This window comes from Streptomyces sp. NPDC051738, from assembly GCF_044453205.1.
Classification (GTDB): domain Bacteria; phylum Actinomycetota; class Actinomycetes; order Streptomycetales; family Streptomycetaceae; genus Streptomyces.
Genome location: NZ_JBITCM010000012.1, coordinates 1 through 16,795 on the forward strand (window position 1 = coordinate 1; position 16,795 = coordinate 16,795).

General features: G+C 70.1%; 19 protein-coding genes and 1 tRNA gene. 12 read left to right on the forward strand and 8 right to left on the reverse strand.

Annotated features, from left to right (window positions below; all coding sequences use genetic code 11):
• Nucleotides 1–179 precede the first annotated feature (179 nt).
• From ACIA8X_RS26620 to ACIA8X_RS26630, 3 genes are all read right to left on the reverse strand, one after another.
• Nucleotides 180–911: an NDP-sugar synthase gene (locus ACIA8X_RS26620; RefSeq protein WP_393452419.1), complete on the reverse strand. Its 732-nt coding sequence runs from the start codon at nt 909–911 to the stop codon at nt 180–182.
• A 126-nt stretch (nt 912–1,037) separates the two neighbouring features.
• On the reverse strand, nt 1,038–1,496 hold the full coding sequence (locus ACIA8X_RS26625; protein ID WP_393452422.1) for a hypothetical protein: 459 nt from the start codon (nt 1,494–1,496) through the stop codon (nt 1,038–1,040).
• Between the two features lie 252 nt (nt 1,497–1,748).
• Entirely contained in the window at nt 1,749–2,840 is a 1,092-nt protein-coding gene (locus ACIA8X_RS26630; RefSeq protein ID WP_393452425.1) for an ABC transporter ATP-binding protein, read from the reverse strand.
• 218 nt (nt 2,841–3,058) lie between these two features.
• Here ACIA8X_RS26630 and ACIA8X_RS26635 point away from each other — a divergent pair.
• The 5 genes from ACIA8X_RS26635 (at nt 3,059) to ACIA8X_RS26655 (ending at nt 5,555) form a co-directional block, all read left to right on the forward strand.
• Nucleotides 3,059–3,133, forward strand: a tRNA-Thr gene (locus ACIA8X_RS26635).
• Between the two features lie 226 nt (nt 3,134–3,359).
• A complete protein-coding gene (locus tag ACIA8X_RS26640) occupies nt 3,360–3,596 on the forward strand; it encodes a hypothetical protein (protein ID WP_393452428.1) in 237 nt (78 codons plus the stop codon).
• 332 nt (nt 3,597–3,928) lie between these two features.
• Nucleotides 3,929–4,324 carry a hypothetical protein gene (locus tag ACIA8X_RS26645; RefSeq protein WP_393452430.1) on the forward strand — a complete coding sequence of 132 codons (396 nt, stop codon included), beginning with the start codon at nt 3,929–3,931 and terminating at the stop codon, nt 4,322–4,324.
• Between the two features lie 441 nt (nt 4,325–4,765).
• The gene (locus ACIA8X_RS26650) at nt 4,766–4,966 is read left to right on the forward strand and encodes a hypothetical protein (RefSeq protein WP_393452433.1); all 201 of its coding nucleotides are present in this window, start codon (nt 4,766–4,768) and stop codon (nt 4,964–4,966) included.
• A 235-nt stretch (nt 4,967–5,201) separates the two neighbouring features.
• Entirely contained in the window at nt 5,202–5,555 is a 354-nt protein-coding gene (locus ACIA8X_RS26655) for a hypothetical protein (protein WP_393452436.1), read from the forward strand.
• 161 nt (nt 5,556–5,716) lie between these two features.
• On the opposite strand, the gene ACIA8X_RS26660 is transcribed toward ACIA8X_RS26655, so the two are convergent.
• The 3 genes from ACIA8X_RS26660 to ACIA8X_RS26670 all read right to left on the reverse strand — a co-directional run bounded on the left by ACIA8X_RS26660 (nt 5,717) and on the right by ACIA8X_RS26670 (nt 7,288).
• A complete protein-coding gene (locus ACIA8X_RS26660) occupies nt 5,717–6,025 on the reverse strand; it encodes a hypothetical protein (RefSeq protein WP_393453069.1) in 309 nt (102 codons plus the stop codon).
• A gap of 253 nt (nt 6,026–6,278) precedes the next feature.
• A complete protein-coding gene (locus ACIA8X_RS26665) occupies nt 6,279–6,569 on the reverse strand; it encodes a hypothetical protein (RefSeq protein WP_393452438.1) in 291 nt (96 codons plus the stop codon).
• A 230-nt stretch (nt 6,570–6,799) separates the two neighbouring features.
• Entirely contained in the window at nt 6,800–7,288 is a 489-nt protein-coding gene (locus tag ACIA8X_RS26670; protein WP_393452441.1) for a hypothetical protein, read from the reverse strand.
• Between the two features lie 344 nt (nt 7,289–7,632).
• Between ACIA8X_RS26670 and ACIA8X_RS26675 the strand changes: the two genes are divergently transcribed.
• The 6 genes from ACIA8X_RS26675 (at nt 7,633) to ACIA8X_RS26700 (ending at nt 13,005) form a co-directional block, all read left to right on the forward strand.
• Nucleotides 7,633–8,421, forward strand: coding sequence for a hypothetical protein (locus ACIA8X_RS26675; RefSeq protein WP_399459256.1), 789 nt, complete (start codon nt 7,633–7,635; stop codon nt 8,419–8,421).
• A gap of 74 nt (nt 8,422–8,495) precedes the next feature.
• Nucleotides 8,496–8,777, forward strand: coding sequence for a hypothetical protein (locus ACIA8X_RS26680; RefSeq protein ID WP_393452447.1), 282 nt, complete (start codon nt 8,496–8,498; stop codon nt 8,775–8,777).
• Nucleotides 8,778–8,921: 144 nt separating this feature from the next.
• Nucleotides 8,922–10,196 carry a WS/DGAT domain-containing protein gene (locus ACIA8X_RS26685; protein ID WP_399459257.1) on the forward strand — a complete coding sequence of 425 codons (1,275 nt, stop codon included), beginning with the start codon at nt 8,922–8,924 and terminating at the stop codon, nt 10,194–10,196.
• 37 nt (nt 10,197–10,233) lie between these two features.
• A complete protein-coding gene (locus ACIA8X_RS26690; protein WP_393452453.1) occupies nt 10,234–10,509 on the forward strand; it encodes an acyl carrier protein in 276 nt (91 codons plus the stop codon).
• Nucleotides 10,506–11,714, forward strand: a complete 1,209-nt coding sequence (locus tag ACIA8X_RS26695; protein WP_399459258.1) for a beta-ketoacyl-[acyl-carrier-protein] synthase family protein — start codon at nt 10,506–10,508, stop codon at nt 11,712–11,714. Before ACIA8X_RS26690 ends, ACIA8X_RS26695 begins: the two co-directional genes overlap by 4 nt.
• Before the next feature lie 19 nt (nt 11,715–11,733).
• On the forward strand, nt 11,734–13,005 hold the full coding sequence (locus ACIA8X_RS26700; RefSeq protein WP_393452459.1) for a wax ester/triacylglycerol synthase domain-containing protein: 1,272 nt from the start codon (nt 11,734–11,736) through the stop codon (nt 13,003–13,005).
• Here the strand turns inward: ACIA8X_RS26700 and ACIA8X_RS26705 are convergent.
• Together ACIA8X_RS26705 and ACIA8X_RS26710 are read right to left on the reverse strand one after the other, a co-directional pair.
• On the reverse strand, nt 12,893–14,116 hold the full coding sequence (locus tag ACIA8X_RS26705; RefSeq protein WP_393452462.1) for a DUF4037 domain-containing protein: 1,224 nt from the start codon (nt 14,114–14,116) through the stop codon (nt 12,893–12,895). The genes ACIA8X_RS26700 and ACIA8X_RS26705 overlap by 113 nt on opposite strands.
• Nucleotides 14,117–14,304: 188 nt before the next feature.
• Nucleotides 14,305–15,186: an aminoglycoside phosphotransferase family protein gene (locus tag ACIA8X_RS26710; RefSeq protein ID WP_393452465.1), complete on the reverse strand. Its 882-nt coding sequence runs from the start codon at nt 15,184–15,186 to the stop codon at nt 14,305–14,307.
• A 54-nt stretch (nt 15,187–15,240) separates the two neighbouring features.
• Between ACIA8X_RS26710 and ACIA8X_RS26715 the strand changes: the two genes are divergently transcribed.
• Nucleotides 15,241–16,647 (forward strand): NAD(P)/FAD-dependent oxidoreductase, encoded by a 1,407-nt coding sequence (locus tag ACIA8X_RS26715; protein WP_399459259.1) that lies wholly within the window; start codon nt 15,241–15,243, stop codon nt 16,645–16,647.
• Nucleotides 16,648–16,795: the final 148 nt, after the last annotated feature.

Genomic DNA, 16,795 nt, shown 5'->3' on the forward strand with positions numbered 1-16,795 from the left:
GCCCGCAGTGGCCGGCGTCAACACGCAGCACCCTCTTGGCCTAAGTCCAGCCGCCGGTCCGAGGACGGACACCCCCCGACGCGGCCCCGACCCACCCACCGAACCCGCAGGCGCTACGCGAACCCCCACCCACCCCGCACAGGCCGCCGCAGGCATCAACGCGCACCCCCGCGGAGCGACTACCGCCCCAGCCCCGCCAGCTCCTTGGCCGCCTCCGTCAGATCCTTCGCCGTGTCGATGGCGCGCCAGTACGCCCCCTGGGGAATCGGGAACCCGGCCAGCCGCCGCTCTCGGGCGAGGTGCGGAAACGTCGTACGTTCGTGGTCGCCGCGTTCGGGGAGGAGACCGGCGAAGACGGGCGAGAAGACGTAGACGCCCGCGTTGATCTCGAAGGTCGACGGCGGCGACTCGATGAAGTCGGTGATGTGCCCGAAGCCGTCCGTCTGCACCGCGCCCCAGGGGATCCGCGGACGCGCCAGCGCCAGCGTCGCGACGGCATCGCGCTCCGTGTGGAAGTCCGCCATGTCCCGCAGCGAGAAACGCGTCCAGATGTCACCGTTGGTGGCGTACCAGGGCCGATCGGGATGCGGGAGATGCCCGGCCGCGTACTTCAGACCACCGCCCCTGCCGAGCGGCTCCGTCTCGACGACAGTCGTCACCCGCACCGGAAGCTCGGCCGACTTCAGCCAGTCCTGCAGCACCTCGGCGAGGTGGCCACAACTGACCACCACATCCGTCACGCCCTCCTCGGCCAGCCACGCAAGCTGATGGCCGATGATCGGCGTCCCCGTACCGGGGATCTCGACCATCGGCTTGGGCCGGTCGTCGGTGTACGGACGCAGCCGGGACCCCTGGCCACCGGCCAGGATGACGGCTTGGACGGGGCGGGACGCGGCATTCGGATCAGTCATGACCGAACTGTACGCGGCGTCCCGCTCGCGGCATTCTCCGGCAACCGTTCCTTAATCAGCCGTTACCGTCCGCAATAGGAGTGTTCAGCTACGCGAGGTCATCTGCGCCGGCCCAGCTGCGTGCGATCAGCTGTGCGCAGCCGCGACCCCCGAGGCGAAGGCGGTGTCGCAGACGGGCCGGGCGAACGACTGCGCCCGCGTCGGACCGTACATCCGCACCGCCGCCCGCCCGAGCGCACGGGCGATCGAGCCGCAGTGCCGAGCCAGCGACGGGCGCTCATGGACGGCCTGCTGGAGATGGGTCAGGGCGACGCCCGGGTCCTTCTCCTGCAGTTCGGTCAGGAGCTGATCGCGCAGCACCTCCTGCGGGGCGCGCGGGGCGGTGTTCTTCGCGTTACCCGCGCTCGAGACGTCGGTCGCGGTGAGCACCGAGTCCGAGGGGTTCCCCGACCAGTTGACCCGGGTGACCGCGAGGGTCCCGGAGAGCACCAGGACGACGGGCAGGACGAGGGCGAGAGTGCGGCCGAGCTGGCGGGCGGGGCCCCGGTGGCCGCGTCGTGTCTGTTGTTTGGTGGAGTGCTTCACGCGAGTGAGGGTAGCGTTCAGTACTGATATGGCGACATTTGGTCACCGGTTCGGGGGACGAAGTGGTGCCCCTCCCCGAGTGCGGTGTTGACGCACAGCGCTCGAAATGAACCGATCTGCCGGGGTATTTGTCGACAACAAAAGGGGCCCCGCAGGCATCTGCGGGGCCCTCTTCGTCAACCTGGGTGAATTACCCGGGTTGTGCTGCCACTACTCACCCTCGGGTCAGCCTCGGGCGACGAGATCGCTCGCTCAGTCGGAGAGCCGCTCGCCCGTGGACGTCGAGAACACGTGGGTCTCGCCGGAGCGCGGGACGATGTGCAGCGTGCTGCCCTTCTCCGGGACGTCACGGCCGCTGACGCGGACGACGAGGTCCTTGGAGTCGTCGCCGCCGACCTTGGCGGTGCCGTAGACGTACGCGTCGGCGCCGAGCTCCTCGACGACGTTCACGGTGACCGCGAGGCCCTGCTCCGACTCGGAGCCGGCCACGTCGAAGTGCTCGGGGCGGACACCGACGGTGACGGTCTTGTCGGTGGCGGCGGCGAGCGCGTCACGGTCCACCGGCACGACCGAGTTGCCGAACTTCACGCCGCCGTCGGTGATCGGGACCTCGACCAGGTTCATGGCGGGGGAGCCGATGAAGCCGGCGACGAAGAGGTTGGCCGGGCGGTCGTACATGTTGCGCGGGGTGTCGACCTGCTGGAGCAGACCGTCCTTGAGGACGGCCACGCGGTCGCCCATCGTCATGGCCTCGACCTGGTCGTGGGTGACGTAGACGGTGGTGATGCCGAGACGGCGCTGCAGCGACGCGATCTGCGTACGGGTCGACACACGGAGCTTGGCGTCCAGGTTGGACAGCGGCTCGTCCATGAGGAAGACCTGCGGCTCACGCACGATGGCGCGACCCATGGCGACACGCTGGCGCTGACCACCGGAGAGGGCCTTCGGCTTGCGGTCGAGGTACTCGCTGAGGTCGAGGATCTTCGCGGCCTCTTCGACCTTCTTGCGGATCTCCGCCTTGTTGACGCCGGCGATCTTGAGCGCGAAGCCCATGTTGTCGGCGACGGACATGTGCGGGTAGAGCGCGTAGTTCTGGAACACCATGGCGATGTCCCGGTCCTTCGGCGGCAGGTGCGTGACGTCGCGGTCACCGATGCGGATGGCTCCGCCGTTGACGTCCTCGAGCCCCGCGAGCATGCGGAGCGAGGTGGACTTGCCGCAGCCGGACGGGCCGACCAGAACGAGGAACTCTCCGTCCTCGATGTGGATGTCGAGCGCGTCTACGGCGGGCTTCTCGGTGCCCGGGTAGATCCGGGTCGCCTTGTCGAACGAGACAGTGGCCATGGTGAATGGGCCCCCTTCTACCGGCAGGAACGTGCCGGACGATCCGTTGTAGGAAGGTGGTTGGTTTAGTCCACATGTGCGGACTGGCTTCGGACGGTACCTGGCGTTCGCCTGATCTGTCAGTACCTGGAGGCATGTGAACTTCGCGGAAATTTTCGACAGGGCCCGCTCGGACCTTGGGTACACTGCACGGGCGCGAGCCTCATAAGCGCGCGCACGCCTCCTTAGCTCAGTTGGTCCAGAGCGGCTGTCTTGTAAACAGCAGGTCGTCGGTTCGAATCCGACAGGGGGCTCCGACTGTATGAACAATCCGTCGCAGGGCTCAGGCGTCAATCCGAATACGCCTGAGCCGCCCTGCGTTGAGGCGCATTCGCCACTCTCGGTAATTCCGCGCACACCCATCTCCCCCCTCGGACACGGGATATGCACCGGCATGGAAGCTGTTGACTACTGCTAGTGTTCGTGCAGTCACAGTAGGCAACCAGCCTCAATGCATAGGTAATGAAAACCGAGGGTCCCATGCGCAAGCTTCACCAGGTCATGATCGTCGCGGCGGCGGCCGGCACCCTGTCCGGCATCGGTGCCGGTACCGGTGTCGCCTACGAGGTCAAGCCGGCCTCGACCGACCTCTACCGCCCCTACCAGGAGTGCAGCCCGCAGACGGTGGCCAGCGGCGACCTTCCGATCGCCGTTCTCGGTCTCTCCGAGACCTTCGACACCACCTGCGGTCAGTTCAACAACGCTTTCACTGGCTGAGGTCGGCGGCACGGTCGTGCGCGACGCCTTCCGCGGGCCCCTTCGGGGTCAGTCCCCGAAGGGGCCCGTCCGCGTCCGCGATCGCTGAACTCCCGTGCGTCGGTGAGTCGTTGCGGCGGCCGCTCCCCCCAGCGGCATCGCGTGCGACGTGGGCAAGGCGCGCGCCCCGAACCTCGAAGACCAGGTCAGTCCTTCCCTTCGTAAGCGAAACGGCCCCGAGCATCCCGGACATGGGTGGCACGCCGGGGCCCGTATCTCCGACATCCCGGGGCCCGGCGCGGCGGTTCGCGGCGCATGGCGCCCGGGCACCCCTCACAAAGGAGACGCAACACATGTTCAACGGAAAGAAGATCGCGGCCGTCTCGGGGCTTCTCGGCGGCCTCGCCATGACCTGGATCGGCGTCGCCCCGGCGCACGCCGCGGCTGATCCGGGTGCCTGTGCGCCGGACAGCCAGGGCAACATCGTCTGTACCCAGCGGATCGTGGGCCAGTTGCCCGAAAGCGGCGACTTCACCGTCCGCCGGTCGGTGACCTGCCAGCCGACGGAGCCTGTGACCCTGCCCGCCGCGGGCCTGCTGAACAGCGGGACTACGCGGATCGGTCCCCACATCACTTGCAAGGACATGACGCGGCCTACGATGCCGATGCAGGCACCCGCCGCCAACGACAACAGCGACAGTGGCCACCTCGGCGCGCTGGGACGCATTCTGGGCGGCCCGGGGGCGTAACCGCCGACGCCTGCCCCATCTCTCAAACAGCGGAAGGCCGGACCGGGTTGACCTGGTTCGGCCTTCCGCTGTTTCGCGTTTTCGCGGGTCGGCAAACGGGTGACCGCCGCTCTCCGCCCGTGACTCGCCCTCGGGGAAACGTCGTTGCTCTCAAGGAGGAACAAGGGAGAACGATGTGCGCGCCGCGACCGCATCGTCTCCTTGGCGTGGGCCGACACGACACGAGAAGGGTCAAAGATCCCAAATTGCTACGGATTACGTGTATATGCTCACACTAAGTAGTCAACCAGGGCATCGTGCCCGGGAAGAAAGGGTCAAACTATGCGCAGGTTTCAGCGCGTTGCGGTCGTAGCTGCAGCGGTTGCAGGGCTGTCCGCCTTCGGTGCTGCGGGTTCCGCGTTCGCTCACGAGGAAGGTTGGGACGCCCAGAACGTGACCGCGGTGGCCACTTCGACGGCCAACGCCGTGGGCACGTGGGGCGTTCCGTCCGACAAGGCGCACGCTGCCCCGCAGGCTGCGCCCGCCGCCGCTCCGGCTGCCGCGCCCGCCGCTGCGCCGGCCGCCGCTCCGGAGGCCGCTCCCAAGACCGTGGCGCCGGAGTACGGCTACGGCGAGTACACCGCTCCTTACGCCGCTCAGTAACGACGTACCGAGGAAATCGATGCGCGAGTTTCAGGGCACAGCGAACGTCGTCGTGACGGCCGCGGAACGGACGGCTCCGTACTCCGCGCCACGGTCGGCCCCCTAGGGCGAATCTCACGGCAGGTGCATCGATATCCCTCGAACCCTTAGCAAATTGCAGCCCGGACGCGTGGCAGACCCCTCAGGGTGCGCGTCCGGGCTGCAGCAATGTCTCGACTGCAGAGGAACGAACTACATGAACGGTCGACAGAAGTTCGCCACCGTCACGGGGCTCCTCGGGGCGCTCGCCGTGATCTACGGCGGTGCCGCGCCCGCGTACGCCGATGATGATCCCAAGGGTGAGTGCACGATCACCGCTCAGGGCGACATCGTCTGCATCAAGAAGAGCGAGTCGATCCGCAAGGACAAGCGCGGGTACGTCGTCAAGCAGGCGCAGGACTGCCAGGTCGTCGAGCACCCTCGCTTCACGTTTCCCGAGGGGGCCATGCTGAACGACGGGTCCCTGCAGTCCGGTCCGGTTGTCGAGTGCTCGAACAGGGCCAAGCTGCCCAAGGGTTACAAGGCGCCCACGTTCAAGTTCAAGTTCTGAGGGTGAGCGGAGAAAGCGCGGAATGCCGGACCGGGAGTGAAAACCGGTCCGGCATTTCTGATTTCCGGGGTGGAGGCCGTCCGGCAGAAGCCAGGCGCCCCCGAGAAAAGCCCGGTGCCCCGGCCTGAGGCCGGGGCACCGGGTAAGGGTGCGGCTCTGGCTTACTTGCCGCCGACGGCGTTGTTGCAGCCCATGGACGAGCCCAGGCCGGTCTCCTGCGCGCCCGGGTTGCCCTCGCCGTTCAGCAGGTTGCCGCCCAGGCCGTTGGCGATGCCGACCTGGCCGAGGACGTCGACGTTGGCGTCGTGCGACTTGCAGGAGGTGCTCTGCAGGACGCTGAAGCTGCCGCCGCCGTGGCTCCGGCTGTTCTTGCCCCATCCGCCCTGGTCGGCGTGGGCAGCGCCGGTGGCCAGGATTCCGATGCTCCCGAGGGCGGCGACCAGGACGGCAGCCTTGTGGAGCTTGTGCATGTTCTTCTCCGGTGGAGTGAAGAGGGTGCGATCCATGACAGATCGACTTCGAACAATTACGGAGGCTAATAGGAAATATTTGGGATTTATAAGCGGCACGCCGAATTCGGAGAAGTCTCACCACCTTGGCGGATATCCGGGAAATGTCTCGTGTCGCGCTTGAATCACGACACAAAAAGGTCCCGGTACCGGGCTCGAAGCCTGGTACCGGGACCTTTTCCTGTGGTCGGCCGGCTAAGCGGCCGTCATGCGCTTAGAAGGCGCTGTTGTTGCAGCCCATGGACGAGCCGAGGTGGGTGTCCTGCCCACCGGCGTTGCCCTCGCCGTTCAGCGCGTTGCCCAGCAGGCCGTTGAGGATGCCGACCTGGCCCAGGACGTCGAGGTTCAGGTCGTGCGACTTGCAGTTGGAGCTCTGCAGGACGCTGAACTTGCCCCCGTCCTTGCCGCCGTGACCGCCCTGGTCGGCGGTGGCGGTGCCGGCGCCCAGAAGGCTGACACTGCCGATGGCGACGACCAGAACGGCAGCCTTGCGAAGCTTGTGCATGTCATCTCCGGTGGAGTGAGGTGGGTGCGATCTGTAGGAGATCGACTTCGTACAGTTACCGTAGATTAATAAGAACTATTCGATATGTCCGAAAGGCGCGCCGGGATTCGTGATCTCGTATCAAGAACACCCGGAAGCCGGATCGCCCCAAGAGAAAGTGCTGGTCACGGCCGCTCGATGAGGGCTGTGACCAGCACGGTTCGCTGCACGGGAGACGGCGGGCCAGGCGCCTAGCTGGTGGCGCGGGCGGAGGCGGCGGCGTTCGCCTGGCTGTTGGCCTGGTCGCAGTCGACGCCTGTGGCCTCGGCGGCGGCGAGGGCCGCGACCGGCACGTTCGCGTTGAGCAGGGACTGCGGGCTGCACTCCTGGGACGGGCGGAAGAGGTTGGTCTGGCCGAGCGGGTCGGAGGCGGGGGCCTGAGCGGGGGAGAGCTGCGGGTTGATCTGCGGGCTCAGCTGAGGGCTGACCTGCGGGCTGACCTCGGCACCGCGCTGGGGCGGCGCCGCCGCCGGCCGCTGCGCATAGGACGGATTGCCGGAGGACTGGACGCTGGCCTGCGAGCGGGTCCAGGTGTGGGCCTGGGCATCCCGCTGTCCGACGGGGGGCGGGGTGGTGCCCCGGTAGGCAACGGGAGCGTCGGCGACGCTGGGGCCGGCGCCGATGGCTGACAGACCACTGGCTGCTGCGACGACGAGCGCGACCTGATGAAGCTTGCGCATGGAACCTCGGCCCTTCATTGACCTGTGCATGGAACGTACGGAAATGCTGTGAGCCATTGCTCTGACCTTGTGGGGAACGAGGCGAGCGCATAGCTGGTCACGTGTATCGGGGCGCGGTCACCCATTTGCCAGAGGTATTAATCAATGACAAATCCTCAGAACCGTTTATCAGATCGATGGCAATTGAGTGACGGGCTTTCCGATCCCGTGACCTGGCCAGGAAATTGTCGTTGCCAGCGGAGAGAGGGCAGCGATCAGGAGTCAGAGAGAGGGCAACGGGATCCGCTGCTGGCTCCACTGAATACACGGATTCCCTGCACAGGTAATGAAGGGCCGAGGGTTCCATGCGCAAGCTTCACAAGGCCGCGCTCGTCGTAGCGGCGGCCGGCGGATTGTCCGCCATCGGCGCCGGCGTCAGCGAGGCGGCCGAATATCCCTACGGGTACGGTGCTCCGGCGCCCGCTCCCGAATACCCGGCTCAGTACGCCCCGGCGCCAGTTCCCCAGTACGCGCCGCCTCAGTACGCTGCTCCGGCACCTGTTCCGCAGTATGCGCCGCCGCCCCAGTACGCCCCGGCGCCCGCTCCCCAGTACCCGCCGCCGCAGTACGCCGTGGCGGAGGCCCGTTCGACGGGTGTCGCGCAGGCCTCCACCCCGCAGCCCCACCCCCAGTACGCGGCCCCTGCCCCGGCCCCTCAGTACGCGCCCCCGGCGCCGCCTCCCGCTCCGGCCCCGGCTCCTGCTCCGGCGCCCGCTCCCGCCCCCCGGCCGCAGGGCGGTCACGCCTCCGCCTCGGCGCAGTCGAACGGTGCCGCGCAGGCCTCGACCCCGTCGCACTCCGCGCCGCAGGCCGCCCCCCAGTCGCCGGTGTCCCAGGTCGTGCCGCAGGTCACCCCGCAGACCGCGCCGCAGGTCATGCCGCAGGTCGCCCCGCAGGTCAACGCGCCCCAGGTGTTCAACCCGGAGCCCCCGCCGCGGGTTGCCCCGCAGGTGAACCCGCAGGTGAACCCCCAGGTGAACCCGCTCATCAACCCGCTGGTCCCGACGGCCGGCGCGCCGCAGGTGCCCGGGCTCGGCCTCGGACAGGTCCAGGCGCCCCCGGTGGGCCAGTTGGGTCTGCCGCGGCTCGGCTGAGCCGCCTTCCGTAGTTGTCCACCGTTCCAACTCGATCTGCTGCACAGCACATCCGCTCGACCAACGGAGAAGAAATGCGCAAGCTTCAGAAGGTCGCCCTCGTGGGCGCCGTCCTCGGCACCGTCGGCTCCTTCGGTGTCGGCACCGCCGTCGCCCACGGCGAGGGGGGAGCTCACGACCTGGACATCACGCAGGGCATCGAGTGCCGCTCGCACGACATGAACATCGACGTTCTCGGCAGCGTCGGCGCCCTCAACGCCCTGCTCGGGGGCGCGCTCAACGGCGAGGGCAACCCGGGCGCGCAGTCCACCCACCTCGGCTCGGACATGGGCTGCAACAGCGCGGCGCTCAAGTAGAGCGTGTGAAGCGTTCGGTCCGACGCCCGCTCCAGCACGGGGCGGGCGTTGGACTGTTGGGCGTGTCCGAATACGTTGAGTGAAGGCTCGTCACCCTGCGTGTAGGGTGATCTCGTTTACCAGGAAGGGTGGGCGACCTGTCGCATGAGACTGTCCTGTGCCGACGAGATGCTGTTGCTCAACGGGTGTCCGGGAGTCATCGGCCTGGCGGCGGTCTTCTCCGGTGAACAACCGGATGTGGATCAGGTGCGGGCGCGCGTCGCCGAGCGGTGGACCGGCCTGGAGCGGATGAACTGTGTGCTCGACCGTCCCTCGGGCGGTGGCACGGCGGCGCGGCGGGGACCGTTCCGGCGGCGTCGTGTGCGGTGGGTCGTACCGGGGCCGTTCGATCCCGTCACGCATGTCACCGTGGCCCGGGGCAAGTTGGACGATCTGTGGGCGGAGAGCGTGGACCGACCGCTCACCGGCGCGGTCCCGCCCTGGCGGCTCTTCGTGGTCCCGGGCGCGGCGTACGGCGGCGGGTTCGCCCTGGCCCTCGTGGCCCAGCACGTGCTGCTGGACGGACGTTCCCTGGCGACGCTGATGCGTTCGCTGACGGACAGCCCCGTGACGGCGCGGGAGTCGGCGCGGTCGGCGCCGCTCACGCGCGCGGGGCTGCGGGCCGCGGGCCGGGAGCTCAGGGCGATGGCGGCCGTGGGGCAGGCCCTTCCGATGCGGTCGCCGCAGGAGACGTATCCCTCGGTCGCGGTCAGTGAACTGCCCGCGCACCTGGTCCGGTCCGCGCGCCGGCAGCCCGCCGACGGCCGGGGCGCGACGCTGAACGAGCTGCTGGTCGGGGCGGTCGCCGGGGCGCTGCGGGCCCGGTACGGTCCGGTGCGCGGGTGGCGGCAGCGGGACGAACCCGCGTACACGGCCGTACCGTGCGATCTGCGCACCCGGGCGAATCCGCGGGAACTCGGCAACACGCTCACGGTGGTTCGGGTTCCGTTGCCCGTCGACGTGGACGGGCCCGTGGCGCGGCTGCGGGCGTGTCAGGCCGCGTTGGCCTCGGTCCCCGAGCGGGCCGCCGTCCACGCCGGCATGTTGTTTCCCGCCACCGAAGCGGTACGGCGGACCGGCCCGTGGGTGACCAGGCTGCTGACCAACCGCGGCCGTCGCTCCTGTTTCGCGGCGACCGCGACCACAGCGATGAAGTGGCCCGGCGGGCCGAGCACCTTCGAGGGGCGCCGGCTCGTGCGCACCGTCGGGCTGCCGCCCTTGCAGCATCCGGGCACCGTCAGCTTCGCCCTGGCCCAGGCGGGGGACGCGTTCACCCTCACCGTGGTGTGCAACCTGCGCCCGGACGAGGCGAGAGGGCTCGGCGACGCGGTCGTCACGGAGTTCGAGACATGGGCTCGGACGGCGACGCCGTCGGTGTGAGTCAGCCCTGACGGCACCAGGAGATGGAGGCAGTTGCATGGATGTGGAACACGGCGACGTATGGGAAGCGCTGCGCCCGCTGTGCGCGCGGGTGATGTCGGTGCCGCCGGAGGCGGTCGTGCCGCAGGCCCGGCTGGTCGCCGACCTGGGAGCCGACAGCCTGGACATCACCGAACTGGAGGCGGCGTCCGAAGAGTTGTTCGGGGTGTCCTTGCGAGGGACCGACAAGACCGGCGTGTCCACCGTGGGTGATGTCGCCGACCTCATCGTGAGCCTGCGCGCCCGGCCCGCCCACACCCCCGTCGCCCGGTGAACCGCCGACCCGCTGTCGCCGTCACGGGCCTGGGCGTCCGCTGCGCCGCCGGAGCGACTCCGGCGGCGCTGTGGGAGAGCCTCGTACAGGGCCGTTCGGCGACCGTGCTGCACACGTTCGACGACGAGGGCACCGTCGTATACCCCGCGTGTCCGATGACCGACTTCGACCCGGCCGGCTGCCTGACGCCCAAGGAGGTGCGACGGGCCGACCGGTCGGTGCAGTTGGCGGTGTGCGCGGCCGTGGACGCCGTCGAGGACGCCGGAGGGCTGTCGGTCGAGGCCGGTCGGCGGGCGGTGGTCACCGGGACCGGGTACGGCGGGGTGATCAGCCAGGAGAACGGCATCGGGCATCCCGATGTGCTGTACGCGCCCCGGCTGATGCACAACGCGGGCGCGTACTGGATCAGTGCCCGGCTCGGCATCACCGGCCCCAGTCTGACGGTCTCCACCGCGTGCGCCTCCGGGACGCATGCGGTGGGTGAGGCGATGCAGATGATCCGGGCCGGGTGCGCGGATGTCGTGGTGGCGGGCGGCCATGACAGCCCGCTGACCCCGACGACCGCGCTGGCCTTCGGGCGGGCCGGTGCGATGGTCACCGAGTGCGCGGACCCCGCCACCGCGTCACGGCCGTTCGACGCCGCGCGGCAGGGGTTCGTCCTCGCCGAAGGGGCGGCCTTCCTGGTGCTGGAGCGGCTGGACCTCGCGCAGGCGCGCGGCGCCCGGATCTACGCCACGCTGACCGGGTACGGCCGCACGTCCGACGCCCATCACCTCACGGCGCCGCATCCCGACGGGGCCGGGGCGCGGGCGTGCATGGAGCAGGCGCTCGCGGACGCCGGTACGACCGCGGAGGCCGTCACCCATGTCAACGCGCACGGCACCGGCACCGAGCTGAACGACATCGCGGAGGCGCAGGCCATCGCGGCGCTGTTCGGACCCGGCCGGGTGCCGGTCACCGCGCCCAAGTCGGTGACCGGGCACGGTCTGGGGCTGGCGGGGGCGCTGGAAGCCGTGATCACGGCCTGGTCGGTGCGGGAAGGGTTCGCGCCGCCGACCGCGTCTCTCACGCGGCTGGACCCCCGGTGCGAGCTGGACGTCGTCACCGGCGAACCGCGCAAGATCCCGAACGGCCCGGTGATCAGCAACAGTTTCGCCTTCGGGGGCCACAACGCCTGCGTCGTCCTCGATTCGCCGCACGGCTGATCAGCGGAGGGTTCGTCCCATGAGGTTGACCGCCATCGAAGAAGGGCACCTCCGCAACGGGCTCCCGGGGACGATCGGCATCGCCGCGGTGTTTCCGGGAACGCCGTTCGAGCCGGCAGAGATCCAGTCCCGGGTCCGCGAACGATGGGGCGGGCTGGAGCGGATGAGCCGGGTTCTCCAGCGTCCCGCCGGGCCGCCGGCGCTGGCGGGGCACCGGTGGGCGGCCGCCCGGTCGTTCGATCCCGGCGCGCATGTCACCGCCACGGACCAGGATCTCGAATCGCTGCTGGCCGAAGGGGTGAGCCGCCCGCTGTCGGCCGAACGGCCCCTGTGGCGGCTGATGGTGACGCGAGCCGCCACCCCGGCGGGCGAGCACGCCGTCGTGCTGTTCGCCGATCACGCGCTGCTGGACGGCAGATCCCTGGAGACCCTGTTCCGGCTGCTGATGGACGACGCCGAACCGCCGTCGCCGCACCAGCTCGCGGTGGCGCAACCGCGCGCGCCCTTCCGTCCCGCCACCCTGGGCAGGGAGTTGCGCCGTATCGGGGCCGTCGGCCGGCCCCTTCCTACGGCTTCCCCCGGTCCACCGCGGCCGTCCGTGGCCGTGGTCGGGCTCGACCCGCAGGTGATGCGTGCGGCGCGCCGTCGGCCGGCCGGTGGGCGGGGAGCGACGCTCAACGAGCTGCTGCTGAGCACGTATGCCGGCGCCCTGAGTGCCTGTTACGGCCCCCTGCGCTCCTGGCCCGGCGGATCAGCCTCCTTCTACGCCACCGTCCCGGTCGACCTGCGGACCCGGCACGACGCTCAGCGGCTCGGCAACGGCGTCACGGCGCTGCGTATCCCGCTGCCCGTCGACGTCGAGTCCCCGGAGGCCCGCCTCCAGACGTGCCAGGACCTGGTCGCGGCCTTTCCGCGTCGCCTCGACGCCCACCGCGCGATCCTTCCCACGCTGCAGGCGGCGGCGCGTGCCGTGCCCTTGCTGGCCGGGGTGATGGCCAGGAGCCTGGCGCGCCCCGAGGCCACCACGAGCCTGTGCACCGCCTTCAAGTGGCGGGACAACCCGAGCCGCCTGCTCGGCCGCCCGCTGTCGCGCGTCGTCCCCTTGCCACAGCTCTCCCCTCCCGGCACGGCGAACCTCTGCCTCGTCCACACCGCCGACGCCTACACGCTCACCGTCGTCAGCCACGCGCGTGCGGGTGCCGCGAGGATGATCGGTGATGCCGTGGCGCGGGAACTGAAGGAAGTGGCGGCGTACGACGCTCCTGCCGCGTCTGCTGGACCGTCGTGGTGAAAGCCCTGGTCAGGGCAGGGCGCGTCAGGACGTCCGTGCTGTCGGCGAACTGGTCCACCGCCCCGACGGGCGGCAGGTCCTTGAGGGCCGGGTCGGTGATGCGGGCGGTCAGGGCCGCGGTGAAGCGGTCGGCGCGCAGGACCTGGAAGGGACGGGAGTGGTACGCGCGCGTGGCCGGGTCGACGCGGTCGGTCAGGTGGAGCTGGTTGTGCTGGTGCGCGACGATCTCGTAGGCGTGGACGAGGTGCTCCTCGCGCGCGTGCCAGTCCGTGGCGGCGAGGGCCGCCGTCAGGACGGGGGACAGCCGGGGGCCGGCGGCGGTGCGGGCGAAGGCGCTGCCCAGCCATTTGCCGTACGGCGGGTAGCGGCGGTCCATCAGGAGACTGAGCCGCATCAGGTCGCGGGCCAGGCGGGCGGCGGTGACGGCGGAGCCCAGCTCGTCGCCGACCTCGCCGCAGCGGCCCACGAAGGCCTCCTCCTGCGCGACGCGCTGCCACTGGCAGGCCAGGACGTACAGCCAGACGTCGTGGGGGTACCAGCGCAGCGCGCGGCGTAATGGCGTGAGGGTGTGCAGGCCGTCGTGGAAGACGGCGCCCGCGGTGACCTCGGCCAGGAGCTGGGTCGGGGTGGCCAGCCAGTCGGCCGGGGTGATGTCCTGCGCCGGGTCGAAGCCGAGGGTGTCGGTGAACCAGGCGGAGGTGCCGGTCACTTCGACGCGGTGGTGGACGGGGCCGTCGGTGCGCCGCATGACGCGGATGTCCCGGTCCGCTTCGCCGGTGGGGGCGAAGTTCGTGGGGTGGCCCAGGAACGTCTTCGGGAGGTGCTCGGCGAGTATGTGTCTGATGCGGGCGGCGTGCCGGGGGACGTCGTGGCGGTGGAGGAAGACCTGGAGGCGCGGGCCCCATTCGTGGTCGGCGGAGCGGGGGGTGTCGTAGCCGAGGACCTCGGAGCCGCTGCCTATGCGCGCCGCGGAGTGGGGGATGCCGGGGGCGGCCTCCTCCAGGAGTGGGCGTACGGCGTCGGTGTAGAAGCGGCGGGAGAGTTCCAGGCCGGGGAGGAAGTCGGGCTCAGGGGTGGGGGAGTTCGCGCTGTGCATATTCGTGGGGCTCATGCCAGGGAGTCGTGCCCATTTGGTGAGGGGTCATGCGAACTTCGTTCACGCTGTTGCCTGTTGGGGACAGACGGACGTGATGGGGCGGCTGAGAGCTCGGGGCCTTGGGTGGTCTGCCGGGTGCGGGTGCGTGGTGGCTGGTCGCGCAGTTCCCCGCGCCCCTGAAGGGCGCTGCCCTGAGGTCGGCCTCACGGTTCGCGCAGTCGCCTCGCGATTTCCAGCTGGCGGTCTTCCAGCGGGCGGCCGTCCTCGACGTCCCAGAGGATGTTCTGCAGGAGGCGGCCGTACGTCCACGCACGCGCGCGTGTGCGGTCCAGGCCGAGTATGTCGGTCATGGCGTCGAAGCGCCAGCGGACGTCGTCGGCGTCGAAGCGGTTGTCGAGGGCCGGCCACAGTTCGAAGCCGGGGTCGCCGGCGAGGGGCTTGGGGTCGATGGCGAGCCACGGGGCGCGTTCGGAGGCGAGGACGTTCTCGTCGTGGAGGTCCCAGTGCAGGAGGCGGTCGCCGGGTTCGTCGACGACTTCCCGTACGGCCGCCGCGCAGTCGGCGACGATGCGGCGGGCCTCCGGGTCCGGGATGCGTTCCAGCGCCCAGGGCGTCCACTCCAGCATGGCCAGCGCGATGTCGCCGAGGCGGCGCAGTCCGGCGGGCGCGGGGGACGACGTGAGGTGGGCCAGGAGGTGGGCGATGACCAGGACCGACTCGTGGGTGTCCGGGAGGTGCGCGAGCATGCGGGACGCGTCGAGGCGTTCGAGGAGCATCGTGCCCGTGGCCGCGTCGTGGTCGAGGAGCCGTACCGCCCCGTCGCCGTCCCACGCGCGCAGGGCCACCGGTTCGCCCTCGCTCTCCTCGTCGAGGAGTTGCAGCTTCAGGACCGCCGGGGACCCGTCCTGCCGGACGACGGGCAGGATCAGGGCGGTCATGCCGTGCATCGATTGCCCGTCGAGCTGTAGCTCCCAGCGGTCTAGGAACTTCTGGGCCAGGTCCGGGAGTCCGGCGATGAACGCCCGCCCCGCCTCGCCGTGGATCTCCTCCTGCACCGTGGCCAGTCCGTGCGGAATGTCGATCATTCTGCGGACCCTACGGGGCTCCCGAAATCGGCTCACCCCAATTACCGTCCTCGCATGAGCAGCTCGGACAGAGGCGCCGTGAACGGCGGCATCTCCTACTGGTACGCGGACGACGGCCTCCCTGAGGTGCGCGAGCCGCTTGCGGGGGACGCCTCCGCGGATGTGGTGATCGTGGGCGGTGGATACACGGGACTGTGGACTGCCTATTACCTGAAGAAGGCGGTCCCCTTCCTCCGTATCACCGTCCTGGAACAGAAGTTCTGCGGGTACGGGGCTTCGGGGCGCAACGGCGGGTGGCTGTACAACGGCATCGCGGGGCGTGACCGGTACGCGAAGCGGCACGGCCATGACGCGGCCGTACGGCTGCAGCGGGCCATGAACGACACCGTGGACGAGGTCATCAGGGCCGCGGCCGAGGAGGGCTTCGACGCCGGTGTCCACAAGGGCGGGGTGCTCGAAGTCGCCCGTACGCCCGCGCAGTGGGCGCGGCTGAAGGACTTCCACGAGCACGAGGTGTCGTACGGCGAGAAGGACCGTGTGCTGTTCGGCGCCCGGGAGACCGCCCGGCGGATCCGGGTCGCGGACGCGGTCGGCTCGACGTGGACGCCGCACGGGGCGCGGGTGCACCCGGTGAAGCTGGTGAAGGGGCTCGCGGAGGCCGTGGCGGCGCTCGGGGTGACGATCCACGAGCTGACGCCGGTGACGGAGATCCGGCCCAAGCACGCCGTCACGCCGTACGGCACCGTCCGTGCGCCGTATGTCCTGCGCTGCACCGAGGGCTTCACCGCCGCCCTCAAGGGGCAGAAGCGGACCTGGCTGCCGATGAACTCGTCGATGATCGCCACCGAACCACTGACCGAGGAGCAGTGGGAGGCCGTGGGCTGGGCGGGCCTTGAGACGCTCGGCGACATGGCGCACGCCTACATGTACGCGCAGCGCACCGCCGACGGACGGATCGCGCTCGGCGGGCGCGGGGTGCCGTACCGCTTCGGGTCGCGGACCGACAACGACGGGCGGACGCAGGCGGCGACCGTCGAGGCGCTGCGGGACGTCCTCGTCGACTTCTTCCCGGCGCTGGCCGGGCTGCGGATCGAGCACGCCTGGTCGGGCGTGCTGGGCGTGCCGCGCGACTGGTGCGCCACGGTGACGCTGGACCGCTCGACGGGGCTCGGCTGGGCGGGCGGTTACGTCGGCTCGGGCGTCGCCACCGCCAACCTCGCGGCGCGGACCCTGCGGGACCTGGTGCAGCAGGACTCCGGGCAGGGCGGGCGGACCGAGCTGACGGACCTGCCGTGGGTCGGGCACAAGGTGCGCAGGTGGGAGCCGGAACCGCTGCGCTGGCTCGGGGTGCAGGGGCTGTACGCCACCTACCGGGCGGCGGACCGGCGGGAGCGCCTCACCAGCAGTGTCGAGGCCTCGACACTGGCGCGGATCGCCGACCGGGTGGCCGGGCGGCACTGACGAAACCTTCGCCGACTTCTGCCCCTGGATACTCGCGAGTGCGCTGTCGTACCCGTGTGCGACCATCGCCTCAACGACCACTGATCCAGGGGGGATTTCCGTGTCCGAGGACGATTCCTGTCCGCCTGCGAGACGGGTGAGACGGCGG